This is a genomic window from Streptomyces sp. GS7, from assembly GCF_009834125.1.
GTDB lineage: Bacteria > Actinomycetota > Actinomycetes > Streptomycetales > Streptomycetaceae > Streptomyces.
The window spans coordinates 4,292,914-4,315,063 of sequence record NZ_CP047146.1; the positions used below are offsets into that span (position 1 = coordinate 4,292,914).

Below are 22,150 nucleotides of genomic sequence, written 5' to 3' on the forward strand. Positions count from 1 at the left end.
ATGCAGAAAAACCACGGTCGCCTCCTCCCGCTGACGATGTCGCAGCAGGGCGTGTGGTACGGGCAGCAGTTGGATCCGCAGAGTCCGAAGTACAACATCGGTGAATGCATAGAAATCCAGGGCCCCCTGGACGAGGCTCTGTTCATAGCCTCGCTCGAAAAAGTCACCAGGGGCTGCGACAGCCTCAATGTCGAGTTCGTGGAGCAGGGCGACGGCATCCACCAACGCGTGGCGCACCCGTCACCGGGACGTCCACGCGTCATCGACCTCTCCGCGGAGGCGGACCCGGCCGACGCCGCGGAACGGTTCATGGCCGCCGACATGGCCACCGTCGCCGGCACCCCGGCTCCGCCGCACCATGCCTTCCTCCTGCTCAGGCTCGGCCCCGATCGCCGCTACTGGTACATCCGCTATCACCACATCGTGATGGACGGACTCGGCGGCTCCGTTCTCGCGCGCAAAGTGGCCGACGCGTATACCGCCGCGGTGCGCGGCGAAGCGGTGCCGGAATTATTCGCTCCGTTCAGTGCTCTCGTCGATGACGAGACGGTGTATCTCCAGTCTCCTGATTTCGAACGTGACCGGGCGTATTGGACCGGGAAATTCGCCGACTTCGCCCGGTCCGGCCGCGACACCGGAAACGCCCTTCTCGCAACCGCTCGCCGAGTGGGCGATGAGGCTTCCCAGCCGCGGCGCGTTCCTTCGCGACCGGGAAACGACAGCGAACAGCATTCGGTGCGCGGTAACCACCTGCACCAGGGCGAGACTCTCGACCCGCAGGTGATGGACGGCCTGCGCGGACTGGCCGCCGTGACCAGGACCACCTGGTCCGCCGTCTTCGTGAGCGCGGTCGCCGCCTACCTCAGCCGTGTCACCGGTACCGCCGACGTGACGATCGGGCTCGCATCGAACGGTCGCCCCGCCCGTCTGCGCGCGATCCCGGGCATGACGGCGAACATTCTCCCGCTGCGCGTTCAGATCACTCCGGGCATGACCGTCGAGGCCCTGGTGCGGACCGTCGCCGCCGAGATGCGGCTGGCGCTGCGTCACCGTCGCTACTCCAGGGAGCAGCTCGCGCGCGACCTCCGGATCACGGGTGACGCGGCGCGGCTGTGCGATGTGGTCGTGAACGTCATGCCTTACGAGTACGACCTCGACTTCGCCGGCAGCACCGGTGTCTCAAGGCTGCTGTCCACCGGCCCGGTCGACGACGTCTCCCTCTTCGTTTCCGAGCGTTCGGAGGGCAAGGGACCGCTGATCGGCTTCGATGTGAACCCGGACCTGTACCGTCCCGAGGACGTCCGGCCGCACCAGCAGGGCATCACCGCACTGGTCTCCGAACTCGCCCGGGCGGACGCGACGTCTCCTCTCTCCCGCCTCGCGATGCTCGACGAGCAGACTGCCGGTCAGGTGCTTGCGGCAGGGCGCGGCGCCCCCCTCGAACGACGAGACCGCGAGCCGGCCCGGAGGCCGTCGCTGCCTGGGTTGTTTGCGGGGCGGGTGGCGGTGGATCGGTGTGCGGTTGCGGTGTCGGGTGGGGGAGTGGTGTTGTCGTATGGGGAGTTGGAGGAGGTTTCGGGTGTTCTGGCGTCGTGTTTGGTGGGGTGTGGTGTAGCGGCTGAGGGTGCGGTGGGGGTGCTGTTGGGGCGTTCTGCTGCCGTGGTGACGGCGTCGTTGGCTGCGGTGCGGGCGGGTGGTGTGTATGTGCCGTTGGACGTCCGTTGGCCGGTGGAGCGGTTGCGTCAGGCGGCTCAGGGTGCCGGCTTGCGTGTGTTGATCGTCGGTGAGGGGTTGGCCGGTCATGCGTGGGTTGAGGAGGTGCGTGGGTTCCTGCCTGTGGTGGTGGTCGATGGCGTGGGTCGTGTGGTCGATGGCGCGTCTGCACACGGTGCTTCTGTACACGGTGCTTCTTTGCCTGTGGTGGTGGGTGGTGGGCAGCTGGCGTATGTGATGTTCACGTCGGGGTCGACGGGTGTGCCGAAGGGTGTTGGGGTTTCGCATGCGGATGTGGTGGCGTTGGCTGCCGATGGTGCGTGGTCGGGGGGTGTTGCCGATGCTGTCCTTCTGCACTCGGCTTATGTCTTCGATGCCTCGACGTTCGAGATCTGGGTGCCGCTTCTCAACGGTGGGCGTGTGGTTGTCGCTCCGGAGGGTGCCCTTGAGCCTCATGTCCTGCGTGACGTCGTCACTGCCGAGGGTGTCACGGCCCTGTTCCTGACCACCGCCCTGTTCAACGTCATCGCCGAGGTCGAACCGCAAGCCCTCGCCGGGGTCCGCGCCGTCTGCACCGGCGGCGAACGCGCCGCGCCCGGTGCCATGCAGCAGCTCGCCCGCGAACTGCCGGGTACCCGCGTACACCACGTCTACGGGCCGACGGAGACGACCACCTTCGCCACCCGATACCACGTCACCCCGGAAACTCCCGCGGGACCGCCTCCCATCGGCCACCCTCTGGACGGTATGCGGGCCTACGTCCTCGACGCCGCCCTGGGACTCGTACCGCCCGGGGTCGCAGGTGAGTTGTACCTCGCAGGCCAGGGCGTCGCACGCGGCTACACAGCCCGTCCGGGACTGACCGCAACCCGCTTCGTCGCCGACCCTTTCGATCCGTCGGGCGGACGGATGTACCGTACCGGCGACCTCGTCCAGTGGGACGCGGACGGCCGGCTCGTCTACCTCTCCCGCACCGACGACCAGGTCAAACTCCGCGGCCACCGCATCGAACCCGGCGAAATCGAAGGCGTCCTCGCCGGGCTGCCCGCGGTGGTGGCCGCCTGCGTCGTCGTACGCGAGGACCTGCCCGGCGACCGGCAGTTGGTGGGCTATGTGGTGCCGGCCGACGGCTGCCCCATGGACGAGGGCGAACTGTCCGCGTCAGTGGCCCGCGTCCTTCCCCCCTACATGGTTCCATCGGCCTTCGTGGCTCTCGCGACGCTGCCGCTGACGCCGAACGGGAAGGTCGACCGCCGCGCGCTGCCCGCGCCGCGGGTGCCGGAACGCGCTGCCGGGCGCGGCCCGCGCACCGTCCGTGAGGAACTCCTGCTCGCCCTGTTCGCCGACGTCCTCGGCACCGACGGCATCGGCGTACACGACGACTTCTTCGCCCTCGGCGGGCATTCGCTCCTGGCGACGCGCCTGGTCAGCCGTGCGCGCTCGGCGCTCGACGCCGAACTGGACGTGCGCACGCTCTTCCAGAACCCGACCGTCGGCGAACTCGCCACCGCGCTGGACACGGCCGGCCGGGCACGGGCCGCCCTCGTCCGCGAGGAGCGTCCGCGAGACCTCCCGCTCTCCTTCGCGCAGCAGCGCCTGTGGTTCCTCAACCGGCTCGAAGGGCCCGGCGCCACCTACAACATCCCGCTGGTGCTGCGGCTCGACGGCCCCCTGGACCTTGATGCGCTGCGTGCCGGGCTCACCGATGTCGTCGAACGCCACGAGACCCTGCGCACCGTCTTCGTCGAGGAGGGCGGAACGCCGCGCCAGCACGTGTGCGACGCTGCGGAAGCAGCCGACCTGGTGCCGCTGCGCTTCGAGGAGGCGCCGAGCGGCGCAGATCCGGCCGTGGTCGAGCAGTGGGCCGGGGAAGAGACGCTGTCCGCGGCGACCGAAGCCTTCGACGTATCGGGAGACCCCGCGATACGGGTGCGGTTGCTGCGGTTGGGTGCCAAGGCGCATGTGCTGGTGCTGGTGGTGCATCACATCGCGGCGGACGGCTGGTCGTTGGCGCCGTTGGCCCGGGACCTGGGCGCCGCCTATCGGGCGCGTGCCACGGGCAGAGCTCCCGACTGGTCGCCGTTGCCGGTGCAGTACGCCGACTACACCCTGTGGCAGCGCCGCATGCTCGGGGAGGAGTCCGACCCCGAGAGCCAGACGGCACGCCAGCTGGACTACTGGCGCCGGGCACTGGCCGGTGCGCCCGAAACGCTGGCCCTTCCGCTGGACCGGTCCCGGCCTGCTGTGTCACAGCATCGCGGTGACACCGTGCCCTTCCGCGTCACGGCGGACGTGCACCGGGGGCTCGTGGCGTTGGCGCGGTCGTGCGGGTGCACGTTGTTCATGGTGATGCAGGCGGCGGTGTCGGTGTTGTTGTCCCGGCATGGTGCGGGTGACGATGTCCCGCTCGGTACGGCGGTGGCCGGTCGGAGCGATGAGGCTCTGGACGACCTGGTGGGGTTCTTCGTCAACACGCTCGTGTTGCGGACGGATCTGTCGGGCGATCCCACCTTCCGTGAACTGCTCGACCGCGTAAGAGAGTTCGACCTCGCCGCCTACGCCCATGGTGACGTGCCGTTCGACCGCGTCGTGGAGGCGTTGAATCCCGCCCGCTCGCAGAGCCGTCATCCGCTCTTCCAGGTCATGCTGGTGCTGCAGAACCAAGCCGCGGCCGACCTCGACCTGCCGGGGATCACGGTGACCGGTCAGCCCGTTCAGACGGGCATCAGCAAGTTCGACCTGACCTACTCACTCACCGAGACCCATGACCAGGCCGGCCGGCCCACCGGGGTCGGCGGGTATCTGGAGTACTCCACCGAGCTGTTCGAGCCCGACACCGCCCGGGCGCTGTCCGACCGCCTGTCGCGGCTGCTGGCATCGGTGGTCACCGACCCCGACCAACGGCTCGCCGAGATCGAGTTGTTGGACGCGCGCGAACGCGACGCCCTGCGCGGACAGGGACAAGGCGACGTCCGACGGGTTCCGGCATCGACGATGTCGGAGCAGTTCGCGGCGCAGGTGGCACGTACCCCGGATGCGGTGGCGGTCCGTGACGGTCGGCGTTCCCTGACGTACGCCCAGTTGGAGGCGGAGGCCAACGACCTCGCGCACCATTTGTCGGGACGCGGGATCGGCCCGGAGGACCTGGTCGCCCTGGCCGTACCGCAATCGGCCGAGTCGGTCGTCGCCATGCTGGCGGTGTTGAAGTCGGGAGCCGCCTATCTGCCTGTCGATCCGGCTTATCCGGCTGCTCGTATCACGTATCTGCTGGAGGATGCCCGTCCCAAGCTTCTGATCACCGATCGCGCGGTTCGCGAGCAACTGCCTGCTGTGGGCGTGCCGTTCGTCGTCATGGACGACTCGGTGTCCTGGTCGGTGGGGCATGCGTCCGGTCCGGGTGGTGCTGTGTCGGCTGCGGGTCCGGCGTATGTCATTTACACCTCGGGTTCTACGGGGCGTCCGAAGGGGGTGGTGGTCACTCATGCGTCGGTGACGCAGCATATGGCGTGGTTGGCCGACCATCTGGCGTTGACGGGTGAGGATCGGGTGCTGGCTCGGACGTCGCCGAGCTTCGATGCCTCGGTGTGGGAGATCTGGCTGCCATTGCTCCATGGCTCTTCGGTGTGCGTGATGCCGGCCGAAGCCAACCAGGATCCCGATGCCCTCGTCGGCTGGATGCGGGACTTCGGGGTGACGGTGGCGCAGTTCGTGCCGTCGCATCTGTCGTTGGTGTTGGGCAGTGGGGCGGGGGTGGTTCCTGGGTGTTTGCGGGTTGTGCTGTGTGGTGGTGAGCCGTTGTCGGGGGAGTTGGCGGCTCGGGTTGCTGATGTGTGGTCGGTGGAGGTGCACAACCTCTATGGGCCGACGGAGGCCACGATCGATGCGACGGCGCATGCGGTGGTTGCTGGTGGTGTGGGTGTGGTGCCGATTGGGCGGCCGATCTGGAATGCCCGGGCGTATGTGTTGGATGGGTCGTTGGGTGTGGTGCCGCCTGGTGTGCCGGGGGAGTTGTATCTGGCGGGTGGGTTGTTGGCGCGTGGGTATGTGGGTCGTCCGGGTTTGACGGCATCCCGTTTCGTCGCTGACCCCTTTGATCCGTCGGGTGGGCGGATGTATCGCACGGGTGATGTGGTGCGGTGGGATGCGCAGGGGCGGATCGAGTATCTGGGGAGGGCTGACGACCAGGTCAAGTTGCGGGGCTATCGCATCGAGCTGGGTGAGGTCGAGAGTGCGCTGACGGCACTCCCGGGCGTTACCGCGGCACGTGTGCTGATCCGCGAGGATCGACCTGGTGACAAGCGCCTGGTGGCATACGTCGTTCCCGCGGACGGCAGCATCGTGCACCAGGCCGCGATGCGGACGGAACTGGCCGGCATACTGCCCGACTACATGGTTCCGGCCGCGTTCGTCGTCCTCGACGCGTTGCCGCTGCTGCCCAACGGCAAGGTCGACCGCCGCGCCCTGCCCGCACCCGAGGCGTCGGCGAGCGGCAGTGAGGGGCGCGGACCGCACACGGTCCAGGAAGATATCCTGTGCGGTCTCTTCGCTGACGTGCTGGGCCGACCCCGGGTCGGAGTCGAGGACGGCTTCTTCGAACTGGGCGGGCATTCGCTGCTCGCCACCCGGCTCGTCAGCCGGGTGCGCTCCGTCCTCGGAGTCGAACTGGCCGTACGCACACTCTTCCAGCACCCCACGCCCGCCGGTCTCGCCGCCGCACTGGACGGAGCGGGGCGGGGCAGGACTCCGGTCGTGCGGGCGGAGCGGCCCACGACCCTGCCGCTGTCCTTCGCCCAGCAACGGCTGTGGTTCCTCAACCGGCTCGACGGGCCCGGTGCCGCCTACAACATCCCACTCGTGCTGGAACTCGACGGGACGCTCGATGCCCATGCTCTGCGGTCCGCGCTCGGTGACGTGGTCGAGCGGCACGAGGTGCTGCGCACAGTCTTCCCCGAGCGGGACGGGGTCCCGCGTCAATGCGTGCTGGATCCCTCGGTCGTGGACCTGGACCTGCGGGTGCGCGAGATCGACGCCGATGCGCTCGACGCGGCCGTGAACGAGGCGGTGACGAGTCCCTTCGACGTGGCGACCGATCTGCCGTTGCGTTGCCGGCTGTTCAGGACCGGTGCCGAACGCCATGTGCTGGTGCTGGTGCTGCACCACATCGCCGGTGACGGCTGGTCCCTGGCACCGCTGGCCCGCGACCTGGGCGCCGCCTATCGGGCACGCGGCTCAGGCAAGGCGCCCGTCTGGGCGGCGCCGGCGGTGCAGTATGCCGACTACACCCTGTGGCAGCGGGACCTCCTCGGCGCGGAGAGCGACCCCGACAGCCTGGCGTCGCATCAACTCTCCTTCTGGCGCGACGCATTGAGCGACATGCCGGAGCTGCTGGAACTGCCCTTCGACCGTCCCCGCCCGGCTGTCACGGACCCTGCCGGTGGCGTGTACGTCCGCACGCTGGACGCCACACTGCACCACCGGTTGCTCGACCTGGCCAGGTCCTCCGGCAGCACGCTGTTCATGGTGCTGCAGGCTGCGGTGGCGACGGTGCTCTCCCGACACGGCGCCGGGGCGGACATTCCCCTCGGCACCCCTGTCGCAGGCCGTACCGACGAGGCGTTGGACGATCTGATCGGCTTCTTCGTCAACACCCTCGTCCTGCGCACGGATGTGTCGGGCGACCCGACCTTCCGTGAACTCCTCAGCCGTGTCCGGGAGTTCGATCTCGCGGCGTACGCTCATCAGGATGTGCCGTTCGAGTGGCTGGTGGAGAGCCTCAACCCGGTCCGTGCGCGCAACCATCACCCGCTGTTCCAGACGATGCTGGTGCTGCAGAACCAGGACACCGCCGACACCGAGCTGCCGGGGCTGACGGTCGGCAGCCGTCTGGTGCACAACGGGGTCAGCAAGTTCGACCTGACCTTCGCCTTCGGTGAGGGCCGCGCGGAGGGCGGGCTGACGGCCGGAGTCGAGTACGCGACCGCGCTCTTCGACGCCGCCACCATCGAGGCCCTGACCGATCGCCTGGTACGGCTCCTGGAGGCCGTCGCCGCTGATCCGGACCGGCCGCTGCACGGCTACGACCTGCTGTCCGCCGGCGAACGCGCCGAGGTCGTCCGCTGGGGCGAGGGAGGGCGCCTCCCGGCCGGTTCCGCCGGGGCGAGCCTGCCTGGGTTGTTTGCGGGGCGGGTGGCGGTGGATCGGTGTGCGGTTGCGGTGTCGGGTGGGGGAGTGGTGTTGTCGTATGGGGAGTTGGAGGAGGTTTCGGGTGTTCTGGCGTCGTGTTTGGTGGGGTGTGGTGTAGCGGCTGAGGGTGGGGTGGGGGTGCTGCTGGGGCGTTCTGCTGCCGTGGTGGTGGCGTCGTTGGCTGCGGTGCGGGCGGGTGGTGTGTATGTGCCGTTGGATATCCGCTGGCCGGTGGAGCGGTTGCGTCAGGTCGTGGACGTCGGTGGCATCCGGGTGCTGGTGGTCGGCGAGGAGTTCGCCGGTCACGGGTGGGTCGCTGAGATGCGGCGGCGTGTCCCGGTCGTGGTGGTCGATGCGGTGGGTCGTGTGGTCGGTGGCGCGCCGGTGAGGCGTGGTTGTCTGCCTGTGGTGGTGGGTGGTGGGCAGCTGGCGTATGTGATGTTCACGTCGGGGTCGACGGGTGTGCCGAAGGGTGTTGGGGTTTCGCATGCGGATGTGGTGGCGTTGGCTGCCGATGGTGCGTGGTCGGGGGGTGTTGCCGATGCTGTCCTTCTGCACTCGGCTTATGTCTTCGATGCCTCGACGTTCGAGATCTGGGTGCCGCTTCTCAACGGTGGGCGTGTGGTTGTCGCTCCGGAGGGTGCCCTGGAGCCTCATGTCCTGCGTGACGTCGTCACTGCCGAGGGTGTCACGGCCCTGTTCCTGACCACCGCCCTGTTCAACGTCATCGCCGAGGTCGAACCGCAAGCCCTCGCCGGGGTCCGGATGGTCTGCGCGGGCGGCGAAACGGCCTCGCCCGGAGCGATGCAACAGGTCGCCGGCCAACTAACCGGTACGCGGGTCCACCATGTGTACGGCCCGACGGAGACGACCACCTTCGCCACCCGTCACCACGTCACCCCCGACACACCGATCGGCCCGCCGCCCATCGGACAGGCCCTGGACGGAATGCGCGCCTATGTGCTCGACGCTGGTCTGGGAATGGTGGCGCCGGGTGTGACCGGCGAGCTGTATCTCGCCGGCCCCGGGGTGGCGCGCGGCTATCTGGGCCGTCCCGCTCTGACGGCCACGCGTTTCGTGGCCGATCCGTTCGATCCGTCGGGCGGGCGGATGTACCGCACCGGCGACCTCGTCCGGTGGGACGCGGACGGTCGGCTCGTCTACCTCTCCCGCGCCGACGACCAGGTCAAACTCCGCGGCCACCGCATCGAACCCGGCGAAGTCGAGGGCGTCCTCGCCGGTCTGTCGGGCGTCGCCACCGCGCATGTGCGGGTGCGGGAGGACCTGCCGGGCGATCGGCGGCTGGTCGGGTATGTAGTGCCCTCCGGCGGGGCGGTGCTGGACAGCGCGGCGCTGGCGGCGGGTGTGGGACGGGTACTCCCGGCGTACATGGTTCCCTCCGCGTTCGTCGTGCTGGACGCGCTGCCGCTGACGCCGAACGGGAAGGTCGACCACCGTGCGCTGCCGGTGCCCGAGGCGCCCGACGGCGGCGAGGGCCGCGGTCCGCGGACGGCCCGCGAGGAGATCCTGTGCGGCCTGTTCGCCGGGGTCCTGGGCGTCGACCGGGTCGGCGTGGCGGACAACTTCTTCGAGGCAGGTGGGCATTCGCTGCTGGCGACGCGGCTGGTGAGCCGGGTGCGCTCGGTCCTGGGCGTCGAGGTCGAGGTCCGTGCGCTCTTCGAGCACCCGACGGTCGCCGGGCTCGCCGCGGTCCTCGACGCCGCCGACGCGGCACGGCCGTCGGTGCAGCCCGAAAAGCGGCCCGAAGGCATGCCGCTGTCCTTCGCGCAGCAGCGCCTGTGGTTCCTCAACCGGCTCGAAGGGCCCGGCGCCACCTACAACATCCCGCTGGTGCTGCGGCTCGACGGCCCCCTGGACGTCGACGCGCTGGGTGCCGCGCTGGGCGACCTCGTCGAGCGCCACGAGACCCTGCGCACCGTCTATCCGGTGACCGACGGTGTCGCGCGTCAACTGGTGCTGGACGCGTCCGCCGTCGACCTCGTGCCGCGGCCACAGGACGTGGCGCCCGCCGAGCTTGACCGGGTTCTCACCGACAGCGTCTCCTGCGCGTTCGACGTGGCGACCGACGTTCCGGTGCGGGTGCGGTTGCTGCGGTTGGGTGCCGAGGCGCATGTGCTGGTGCTGGTGGTGCATCACATCGCGGCGGATGGTTGGTCGTTGGCGCCGTTGGGACGGGATCTGGGTGTTGCCTATCGGGCGCGTGTCGAGGGCAGGGGTCCCGACTGGTCGCCGTTGCCGGTGCAGTACGCCGACTACACCCTGTGGCAGCGGCGCATGCTCGGGGAGGAGTCCGACCCCGAGAGCCTGACGGCCCGCCAGCTGGACTTCTGGCGGCAACAACTCGCGGGGATGCCCGAGTTGGCCGAACTCCCGTGGGACCGGCCGCGACCCGCACTGCTGAACCACGAGGGCGACGCCCTCACCTTCGTGATCGGCCAGGACACGCACCGGGGGCTCGTGGCGTTGGCGCGGTCGTGCGGGTGCACGTTGTTCATGGTGATGCAGGCGGCGGTGTCGGTGTTGTTGTCGCGGCATGGTGCGGGTGACGATGTCCCGCTCGGTACGGCGGTGGCGGGTCGGAGCGATGAGGGTCTGGACGATCTGGTGGGGTTCTTCGTCAACACGCTGGTGTTGCGGACGGATCTGTCGGGGGATCCCACTTTCCGTGAACTGCTGGAGCGTGTGCGGGAGTTCGATCTGGCGGCGTTCGCGCATCAGGATGTGCCGTTCGAGCGGTTGGTGGAGGCGCTCAATCCGGTGCGTTCGCAGGATCGTCATCCGCTCTTCCAGGTCATGTTGGTGTTGCAGAACCAGGCGGCGGCCGGTGTTGAGCTGCCGGGGGTCACGGTGAGCGGTCAGCCGGTGCACACGGGCATCAGCAAGTTCGACCTGACGTTCAGCTTCACCGAGACGCGGGACGCGGCGGGTGCTGCCGCGGGCATCGAGTGCCACCTGGAGTACTCCACCGAACTGTTCGAGGCCGACACCGTGCGGGCGCTGTCCGACCGGCTGTCGCGGCTGCTGGCAGCAGTGCTCGCCGACCCGGACCAGCGAGCCCACGGTGTCGCGCTGTTCGCCGACGAGGAGCGGGCGCGGGTGATCGCCGCAGGGCGCGGTCGGTCTCGGCAGGTGCCGCGGCTGACCGTGCCGGAACTCTTCAGCGCGCAGGTGGCACGTACCCCGGATGCGGTGGCGGTCCGTGACGGTCGGCGTTCCCTGACGTACGCCCAGTTGGAGGCGGAGGCCAACGACCTCGCGCATTATTTGTCGGGACGCGGGATCGGCCCGGAGGACCTGGTGGCGTTGGCGCTGCCGGGCACTGCGGAGATGGTCGTGGCGATGCTGGCGATCTTGAAGGCGGGCGCGGCCTACCTGCCCGTGGACCCCGCATATCCGGCTGCTCGTATCACGTATCTACTGGAGGATGCTCGTCCGAAGCTGCTGATCACCGATCGCGCGGTTCAGGAGCAACTTCCGTCGACCGAGCTGCCGTTCGTCGTGATGGACGACTCGGTGTCCTGGTCGGTGGGGCATGCGTCCGGTCCGGGTGGTGCTGTGTCGGCTGCGGGTCCGGCGTATGTCATTTACACCTCGGGTTCTACGGGGCGTCCGAAGGGGGTGGTGGTCACTCATGCGTCGGTGACGCAGCATATGGCGTGGTTGGCCGACCATCTGGCGTTGACGGGTGAGGATCGGGTGCTGGCTCGGACGTCGCCGAGCTTCGATGCCTCGGTGTGGGAGATCTGGCTGCCGTTGCTCCATGGAGCCTCCACCTGTCTGGTGTCACCGGAGACGAACCGTGACCCGGATCAACTGCTCTATCGCATGCGGGACTTCGGGGTGACGGTGGCGCAGTTCGTGCCGTCGCATCTGTCGTTGGTGTTGGGTAGTGGGGCGGGGGTGGTTCCTGGGTGTTTGCGGGTTGTGTTGTGTGGTGGTGAGCCGTTGTCGGGGGAGTTGGCGGCTCGGGTTGCTGATGTGTGGTCGGTGGAGGTGCACAACCTCTATGGGCCGACGGAGGCCACGATCGATGCGACGGCGCATGCGGTGGTTGCTGGTGGTGTGGGTGTGGTGCCGATTGGGCGGCCGATCTGGAATGCCCGGGCGTATGTGTTGGATGGGTCGTTGGGTGTGGTGCCGCCTGGTGTGCCGGGGGAGTTGTATCTGGCGGGTGGGTTGTTGGCGCGTGGGTATGTGGGTCGTCCGGGTTTGACGGCATCCCGTTTCGTCGCTGACCCCTTTGATCCGTCGGGTGGGCGGATGTATCGCACGGGTGATGTGGTGCGGTGGGATGCGCAGGGGCGGATCGAGTATCTGGGGAGGGCTGACGACCAGGTCAAGTTGCGGGGCTATCGCATCGAGCTGGGTGAGGTCGAGAGTGCGCTGACGGCACTCCCGGGCGTTACCGCGGCACGTGTGCTGATCCGCGAGGACCGGCCAGGTGACAGGCGCCTGGTCGCGTACGTGGTGGTTGGTGCCGAGCAGCCGGTGGACGCCGCCGGGCTGCGCCGGGGCCTTGCGACCGCATTGCCGGAGTACATGGTTCCGGCCGCGTTCGTCGTCCTCGACGCGTTGCCGCTGCTGCCCAACGGCAAGGTCGACCGCCGCGCCCTGCCCGCACCCGAACCGGAGACACACCGGGTCGGTGGGCAGGCACCGCGTACCGACGAGGAACGGATCCTGTGCGGGGTGGTCGCCGAGACGCTCGGCATCCCGGAAGTCGGTGTCGACGACGACTTCTTCGCCCTCGGCGGCGACAGCATCCTGTCGATCCAGGTCGTCAGCAGGGCCCGTAACGCGGGTCTGGTCATCACGCCGCGCGACGTCTTCGTCCACCGCACCGTGGCCGTGATCGCGTCGGTCGCCGTGCCGCTGGGTGCGGAACCGGAGACCGCGGCCACGCCGGGCACCGGCGAGGTGCCGCTCACGCCCATCGCCGCGTGGTTCCTCGACCGGCCGGGCACGCGCGACGGCTACAACCAGTCGAGCGTGCTGCGCTCACCGGCCGGAGCAACGGAGAGCGACATCGCCTCGGCGCTCCAACTACTCCTGGATCACCACGACATGCTGCGGCTCCGGGTGAGCGCGACGCCCGGCGGGCGGCCCGGTCTCGAAGTCCTGCCGCAGGGCGCGGTGAGCGCCCGCGCGCGGCTGACACGGGTCGACATCGCCGGGCTCGACGGCGCACGGACCGATGCGGTGGTCGCCGAGGCTGCGGAAGCCGCCCGCCTGCGGCTGCGGCCCGGCACAGGCGGCGTGCTGGAGGCCGTCTGGTACGACGCGGGGCCCGACCGGCCCGGTCGGCTGCTGCTCGTCGTCCATCACCTCGCGGTGGACGCGGTCTCGTGGCGCACCCTCACCGCAGACCTGGCTACCGCCTGGCAGGCGGTCGCCGCCGGCGCGGCGGGCGACACCTCGCCCCTGCCGCCGGTGCGTACCCCCTACCGCAGATGGGCGGAGCTGCTGGTGGCCGATGCGCGGAGCGCCGAGCGCGCCGCTGAACTGCCGCTCTGGCAGGAGATCCTGCGCACCGAGGACCCGCAGTGGGGATACCGACCGCTCGACCCGGACCGGGACACCGCCGACGGCGTGCGGACGCTGACGGTCACACTGCCCGCACAGTGGACACAGCCCCTGCTGACCACCGTGCCGGCCGCGTTCCACGCGGGCATCAACGACGTGCTGCTGACCGGCCTGGCCCTGGCGATCGCCGGGTGGCGTGCCGAACGCGGGGGCGCGGGCGGGTCGGCCGTACTGCTCGACCTGGAGGGGCACGGCCGTGAGCAGATCGCCGAGAGTATCGACCTGTCCCGTACCGTCGGCTGGTTCACCAGCATGTACCCGGTGCGGCTCGACCCGGGTCCGGTGAGCCGGTACGAAGCGCGGGCGTTCGACGCCCCGCTCGTCGACCGTGCGCTGAAGCGGATCAAGGAGCAGCTGCGAGCCGTACCGGACCACGGCATCGGCTACGGCCTGCTGCGCCACCTCAACCCGCGCACCCGCGCCGTGCTCCGGGACGCGGTGACGCCGCAGATCGGCTTCAACTACCTGGGCCGCTATGCCGGTTCATCGGCGGCGGGCAACGCCGGGGACTGGCAGCTGCTCTTCGACGGGGGCGGACCACGCAGCCAGGACCCGGACATGCCGGTCCATCACGTGCTGGACATCAACGCCTACACCAAGGACCTGCCGGAGGGGCCGCAACTGGTCGCCGGCTGGACCTGGCCGACGGATCTGCTCAAGGAGGAGGACGTCGAGGAACTCGCCGAAGGCTGGCTGCGGGCACTGCGTGCCGTCGCGGAACACGCCCAGGCACCCGACGCCGGCGGCTACACGCCCTCCGACCTTCCGTTGGTCTCGCTCAACCAGGCCCAGATCGATCGACTGCAGAACAAGCTGCAGAACAAGCTGCAGAACAAGTGGGGTGGACGCAAGTGACCGGGTTCCAGCTGCAGGACGTCCTGCCGTTGACACCGCTGCAGGCGGGCATGCTGTTCCATGCCGTGTACGACTCCGAGGCGGTGGACGTCTACACCGCGCAGTTCGTCTTCGACATCGAGGGGCCGGTCGACGCGGCGGTGCTCTACGCGGCCGTCAAGGGACTGCTCCGCAGGCACGCGAACCTTCGGGTGGGGTTCCTCTACGAGGACCTCGACGAACCGGTCCAGGCCGTCGCCGTCGAAGTCCCACCGGTCTTCGAGGAACTCGACTTCGGCACGGGCGACGACGCCGAGCGCGCCGAGCGGCTCGCGACGTTCCTGGCCGCCGACCGCACGCGGCGTTTCGACCTCTCCGAACCGCCCCTGATGCGGTTCACCCTGATCCGGATGGCGCACCACCGCTACCACCTGGTCATGACGAACCATCACCTCCTCCTCGACGGCTGGTCGATGCCGCTGCTGGTACGGGAACTGTTCGAGCTCTATGCGCGCGGCGGGGACGGCGGCGCCATGCCGCGCGTCGCCCCCTACCGGGACTACCTCGCCTGGCTGGCCGCCCAGGACCGTACGGCCGCGGCCGGCGCCTGGCGCGCGGCGCTCGCCGGAGTGGCGCAGCCGACCCTGCTGGCCGGGGAGAAACCGGCCTCCGCGTCGTCGGGCGAGCTGCCCGAGCAACTGGTGCTGAACCTGGGCGCGGCCACCACCGACCGCCTGCGGGAGACGGCCCGCCGGAACCGCTTGACACTCAACACGGTGGTGCAGGGCGCCTGGGGAGTCCTGCTGCACCAACTCACCGGACAGGACGACGTGTTGTTCGGCACCACCGTCTCGGGCCGGCCGCCGGAGATCCCCGGTGTCGAGACCATGGTCGGCCTGTTCATCAACACGATTCCGGTCCGCGTCGGCATACGCCCCGACGACACCCTGGCAACGCTGCTGCACCGGATGCAGGACGAACAGGGCCGGCTCCTGGGCTGCCAGTACCTCGGGCTGACCGAGATCCGCGCCCTGACCGGCCTGGACGACCTCTTCGACACGCTCGCCGTGTTCGAGAACTACCCCATGGACGCGGAGGCCCTGCGGCAGGCGCAGGAGGGCCTCCCCGGCCTTCGCGTCACCGGATTCCGGGGCACCGACGCGGCGCACTATCCGCTCACCCTCACCATCGCGCCGGGGGATGATCTGCGGATCACCTTCGGCCATCGCACGGACTCCTTCGCATCCGGGACCGTACGGCTGATGGCCGAGCGGCTGCGGCTGCTGCTGGAAGCCTGCGCCGATGACCTGGAGCAGCGCGTCGCCGACCGCTCGGTGCTGCTCGACGGAGAGCAGGCACGGCTCCTCGACCAGGGGAAGGGCGCCCCCCTGCCGGCCGGTCCGCCGCGGGCCGGCCTCCCGGAACTGTTCGCCGCCCAGGTGGCGTCGTCCCCGGACGCGGTGGCGGTCAGGCAGGGTGAAAGCGCCCTGTCCTACGGAGAGTTGGACGGGCTCTCCGGTTCCCTGGCGCGGTGCCTGACGGGCCTGGGCCTCGCGGCCGAGGACGGTGTCGGTGTGCTGGTCGGCCGCTCGGCCGCCGTGGTGACCGCTTCGCTGGCCGCAGTCCGGGCCGGCGGTGCGTACGTACCGCTGGACGCCCGCTGGCCGGCCGCGAGACTGCGCCGGATATCCGCCTCGGCGGGTCTGCGCGCCCTCGTCGTCGGGGCGGACCTCGCCGGCCATCCCTGGGTGGCGGAAGCCCGCGGCTCGCTCCCGGTCGTCGTGGTCGACACCGGCGGCCGGGTCATCGACGGCGCACCCGCCGAGCCGGGCACGCTTCCCCGCCTCCCCGGTGGCGCGCGGCTGGCGTACGTGATGTTCACCTCCGGCTCCACCGGCACCCCCAAGGCCATCGGCGTCACGCACGCCGACGTGGCGGCACTCGCCGCCGATGCCATGTGGCGCGGCGCCGCCGACGCGGTCCTCCTGCACTCCGCCTACGTCTTCGACGCCTCGACCTGCGAGATCTGGGTCCCGTTGCTCAACGGCGGAACGGTCGTCGTCGCCCCTGACGGCCCGCTCGAACCGCATCGCCTCGGCCGCCTACTGGCAGCCGAGAAGATCACCGCCCTCTTCCTGACCACCTCCCTGTTCAACATCGTCGCCGACACCGACCCCCACCTGTTCGCGACGGTGCGCCTGGTGACGACGGGCGGCGAGGCGGCGGCAGCGGGCGTCCTGCAACGCGCGGCGACCGCCTGCCCCCGGACGTCGTTCGTCAACGCCTACGGGCCGACCGAGACGACGACGTTCGCGACGCGGTACGAGGTGCCGTCGCAGCCGATCGCGGAGCACCGGGTTCCGCCCATCGGCAGGCCACTGGACGGCATGCGGTGCTACGTCCTCGACGCCCGGCTGCGGCCGGTGCCCGCGGGCGTGGTGGGCGAGCTGTATCTCGCCGGACCGGGGGTGGCCCGCGGGTACGTGGGCCGCCCCGACCTGACGACCACGCGTTTCGTGGCCGATCCGTTCGATCCGTCGGGCGGCCGGATGTACCGTACCGGCGACCTCGTCCGGTGGGACGCGGACGGCCGGCTCGTCTACCTCTCCCGCGCCGACGACCAGGTCAAACTCCGCGGCCACCGCATCGAACCCGGCGAGATCGAAGCCGCGCTCACCGCCCTGCCGACGGTGACGGCCGCCTGTGTCGTCCTCCGCGAGGACGCCCCTGGCGACCGGCGGCTGGTGGCCTATGCCGTGGCGGCGGACGGCGCGACGACATCCGCGACGGCACTGGCGGAGCAGCTGGGCCGGACGCTGCCCGGGTTCCTGGTCCCGTCGGCGTTCGTCGTGCTGGACGCACTGCCGCTGACCCCGAACGGAAAGCTCGACCGGCGGGCACTGCCGGCGCCCCGGCACGCCGCGGACACCGGCGGGCGCGGCCCGCGCACCGTGCGGGAAGAACTGCTCGCCGATCTGTTCGCCGACGTGCTCGGCACCGGCCGCGTCCCCGTCGACGAGAGCTTCTTCTCGCTCGGCGGACACTCCCTGCTGGCCACCCGCCTGGTCAGCCGTATCCGCACCGCACTCGGCGTCGAACTCGAAGTGCGCACGCTCTTCGAGCACCCCACGGTCGTGCAACTGGCCGAGGCCCTCGACGGTGCGGGCGCGGCCCGGGACGCCGTCGTGCCCGCGCAGCGCCCGGCGAGACTTCCGCTGTCCTTCGCGCAGCAGCGCCTGTGGTTCCTGGGCCGGCTGGACGGGCCCGGCGCCACGTACAACATCCCGCTGGTGCTGCGCCTCGACGGCCCGCTCGACGTCGACGCTCTCGGCGCCGCGCTGGGCGACGTCGTCGAGCGACACGAGGCGCTGCGCACCGTCTTCCCCCAGCACGACGGCGAGCCCGAACAGGTGGTCCTCGGCCCGGCGCAGGCGTGGCTCGCCCTGACCGTCGACGATGTCGAGGAGCCCGACCTGCCCGGCCGGATCTCGGCGGCGGTGACCGAGCCGATCGACGTGGAAGCCGAAGTACCGCTGCGGGTGAGCCTGCTGCGGCTGGGCGCGCAGAACCATGTGCTGGTGCTGGCGTTGCATCACATCGCCGGTGACGGTTGGTCGTTGGCGCCGTTGGGACGGGATCTGGGTGTTGCCTATCGGGCGCGTGTCGAGGGCAGGGGTCCCGACTGGTCGCCGTTGCCGGTGCAGTACGCCGACTACACCCTGTGGCAGCGGCGCATGCTCGGGGAGGAGTCCGACCCCGAGAGCCTGACGGCCCGCCAACTGGCCTTCTGGCGCCAGGCCCTGACCGGTGCGCCCGAGGCGCTGGTGCTGCCGTGGGACCGCCCGCGGCCGGCCGTGACGGACCACAGGGGCGAGGCGCATTTCTTCAGCCTGGACCAGGACACGCACCGGGGGCTCGTGGCGTTGGCGCGGTCGTGCGGGTGCACGTTGTTCATGGTGATGCAGGCGGCGGTGTCGGTGTTGTTGTCGCGGCATGGTGCGGGTGACGATGTCCCGCTCGGTACGGCGGTGGCGGGTCGGAGCGATGAGGCTCTGGACGATCTGGTGGGGTTCTTCGTCAACACGCTGGTGTTGCGGACGGATCTGTCGGGGGATCCCACTTTCCGTGAACTGCTGGAGCGTGTGCGGGAGTTCGATCTGGCGGCGTTCGCGCATCAGGATGTGCCGTTCGAGCGGTTGGTGGAGGCGCTCAATCCGGTGCGTTCGCAGGATCGTCATCCGCTCTTCCAGGTCATGTTGGTGTTGCAGAACCAGGCGGCGGCCGGTGTTGAGCTGCCGGGGGTCACGGTGAGCGGTCAGCCGGTGCACACGGGCATCAGCAAGTTCGACCTGACGTTCAGCTTCACCGAGACGCGGGACGCGGCGGGTGCTGCCGCGGGCATCGAGTGCCATCTGGAGTACTCCACCGAACTGTTCGAGCCCGAGACGGTGCACCGGCTCGCCCACCGGCTCCGCCGCCTGCTGTCCGCGGTCGTGGCCGACGCCGACGTGCCCGTCCGCGGCTACGACCTGCTCACCGCCGAGGAGCGGTCGCGGATGCTGGAGGAGTGGGGCCGCGGACCCGCCGCGTCCCTGTCGGCCCCGACGGTGCCGGAGCTCTTCGGGGAGTGGGTGACCCGTACCCCCGATGCCCAGGCCGTACGCGACGCCACGGGCACCCTGACCTACGCGCAACTCAACGCCCGTGCCAACGACCTCGCCCGGCACCTGTCCGGACAGGGCATCGGCCCCGAGGACCTGGTGGCCCTCGCGCTGCCCCGCTCGGCCGACATGATCGTCGCGATACTGGCGGTCCTGAAAACAGGAGCGGCCTACCTGCCGGTCGACCCCTCATACCCGCCCGCCCGCATCACCTTCATGCTCGACGACGCCGCGCCGGCCTTCCTGATCACCACTACGGACCTGCGCGCCGCACTGCCCACCGTCGACCGCTGCCTGGCACTCGACGACACCGCCGCCTGGTCCACCGGCCACACCGCGGACCCGCACACCGGCCCCCTGCCCGCCCACCCCGCCTACGTCATCTACACCTCGGGCTCCACCGGCCGGCCCAAGGGCGTCGTCGTCACCCACCAGGGCGTCGGCGCGATGGTCCGTACGCAGGCGGAAAGGCTCGGCCTCACCTCCACCAGCCGGGTGCTGCAGATGGCGTCGTCCAGTTTCGACGCGGCGTTCTGGGACATCTGCATGGGACTGCTGACCGGTGCCTGCCTGGAGGTTGCCGACCCGGCACAACTGGTGCCGGGGCCCCCGCTCGCCGCCCTCCTCGTGGAACGCGGCATCACCCACCTGACCCTCCCGCCGGCCGCCCTCGCGGTCATGCCGCAGGACGAGGGCATACCAGGCGGTACCACCCTGGTGCTCGCCGGGGAGGCCTGCGCGCCGGCGCTGGTCGCGCGGTGGGCCGGCGGCCGACGGCTGGTCAACGCCTACGGGCCCACCGAGACCACGGTCTGCGCGACCATGAGCGACGTGCAGGAGGCGGCCGGCCCGAAGGCGCCGACCCACCGGGTACCGATCGGCGTCCCGGTGCGCGACACACGGGTGTATGTGCTCGACGCCGCACTGGAGTTGGTGCCGCCGGGCGTGATCGGAGAACTGTACGTGGCCGGCGACGGACTGGGCCGCGGCTACCTGCACCGCCCGGGCCTGACCGCTGCCCGGTTCGTCGCCGACCCGTTCAGCCGCACCGGCGGACGCATGTACCGCACGGGCGACCTCGTCCGCTGGAACGACCGGGGCGAACTCGAATACGTCTCCCGCTCCGACGACCAGGTCAAGCTACGGGGCTTCCGCATCGAACTCGGGGAGATCGAAACGGCGTTGGCCGCGGTGCCCGGGATCAGCGCCGCCTGCGCCGTCGTCCGGGAGGACCGGCCCGGTGACCGGCGGCTGGTGGCCTACGTCGTTCCCGCCGACGGACAGCGGGAGCCGGCGATCGCCCGGATGCGCCAGGCACTCGTCTCGCAACTCCCCGAGTACATGGTGCCGTCCACGTTCGTCGCGCTCGACGCCCTGCCGCTCACCCCGAACGGAAAGATCGACCGTCGGGGGCTGCCCGCCCCCGGCCCCTCCGCGAGCACCGGCGCCGGACGCGCCCCGGACACCGAGCAGGAGAAGCTGCTGTGCGAGGTGTTCGCCGACGTCCTCGGCGTGCCTGATGTCGGTCTCGACGACGACTTCTTCGAGGCCGGCGGACATTCCCTGCTCGCGGTCAAGCTGGCCCGGCGCATCGAGGACAGGTTCGGCGTACGGCTGTCGATGCGTGCCCTCTTCGCCGCAGCCACCCCGGACGGTGTACGGCGCCTCCTGGACGAGCCGGCCGGCGGTTCCGGGGACGCGACCGGCCCCGACCCGCGCCAGGACGTGCGCCTGGCGCCGGACATCACCCCGGCGGCCGGGTCCGCGCCCGGTGAACCCGCGGCCGCGCGCCGCCCGTTGCTGACCGGCGCCTCGGGCTTCCTCGGAGCGTTCCTCCTGCGCGATCTGCTGGAATCGACGGGCGGTCCGGTGGACTGCCTGGTGCGGGCTCGCGACACCGCCGAGGGAGCGCACCGGCTGCGGTCCGGCCTGGAGCGGTACGGTTTGTGGAGGGAGCATTACGGCGACCTGATCCGTCCACTGCCGGGCGACCTGGGCGCGCCGGGCCTGGGCCTGTCCGACAGGGAGCACAAGGCCCTGCGGAAACGGGTCGGCGCTGTCTACCACAACGGCGCCAGGGTCAACTTCGCCGCCCCGTACACCGAACTCCGCGCTGCCAACGTAACGGGCACCGAGGAACTCCTCCGTATCGCCGCCGCATCGGAATCGACCGGCATGCACTACGTCTCGACCACCGGCGTGTACCCACCGCACACGTCCACCGGCGGCCCCCTCACGGAAGCGTCCGCCGTCGGTCCCGTGCACGAACTGCCCGACGGCTACTCGCAGAGCAAGTGGGTCGCCGAGGAGATCGTACGTATCGCGCAGAGCCGCGGAATCCCGGTGACCGTCTACCGACCCGCGCGCATCTCGGGCGCCTCGGGCACGGGCGCCTGCCAGGACCGCGACCTGCTGTGGCAGTACATTAAGGGGTGCCTCCAGGCACAGGCGGTACCCGAGGGAGCCGACGAGTCGACCGAGTGGATACCGGTGGACTACGTGAGCGCGGCAGTCGTGGCCCTGGCGAGCAACCGGCAAGCGGCGCGGAACCCGGCCGGCTGGGAACATACGGCCTTCCATCTCACCCACCCCGCGCCACCCATGCTCTCGCAGGTGTTCCAGGCAGCGGCCACGCTGGGCTACACGGTGCAGCCGGTACCACTCGACCACTGGCGCAGGTTGGTGGCCGACCAGCCGGACAACGCCGCCCAGCTCTTCCTCGGCGGCACCGGCCGGCAGGGGACGGCCGGCGAAGCGGAGGGCCGGCCCCGCCGCACGCGTCGGACCTTCGACTCCTCCCTCACCCACGGAGCGGCCGCGGCATCGGGGGTCCACCTCCCGCCCATGACCGACGAGACCGTGCGGGCCTACCTGACGTTCTTCGCCGGCACGGGATTCCTCCCCGCGCCCGCGCTCGCCCGTTGAACCGGCCCGGCACATCCGCTCGGAACCTGCGACGCACACGGTGGAGGTAGGTTCGTGACCTGCCCCTTGACCTGCGCCTCAGCAGGTCGAGGGGCAGGTCAAGATGCCTTGTCGTGCCTTGAGGCGATACAGCGGGTCCGGCCGCGGCGCGTCCTGGTCCGGCAGCGCAGAGAGCCGTCGGCTGACCTCCGCCAACTGGCCCGGGTCGGCACGGGTACACCAGGGGATGC

Annotated in this window: 2 protein-coding genes; both read left to right on the forward strand. The window is 70.3% G+C overall.

Annotation, left to right across the window (positions count from 1 at the left end; genetic code table 11):
• Positions 1-14,355 carry a non-ribosomal peptide synthetase gene (locus tag GR130_RS18975; RefSeq protein ID WP_159505833.1) on the forward strand — a complete coding sequence of 4,785 codons (14,355 nt, stop codon included), beginning with the start codon at positions 1-3 and terminating at the stop codon, positions 14,353-14,355.
• A complete protein-coding gene (locus tag GR130_RS18980; protein ID WP_159505834.1) occupies positions 14,352-21,920 on the forward strand; it encodes a non-ribosomal peptide synthetase in 7,569 nt (2,522 codons plus the stop codon). The genes GR130_RS18975 and GR130_RS18980 overlap by 4 nt, the downstream gene beginning before the upstream one ends.
• Positions 21,921-22,150 lie beyond the last annotated feature (230 nt).

Excerpts from the sequence above, each read along its gene's own strand:
- GR130_RS18975 (WP_159505833.1), top strand. The coding sequence starts at position 1 with ATGCAGAAAAACCACGGTCGCCTCCTCCCGCTGACGATGTCGCAGCAG.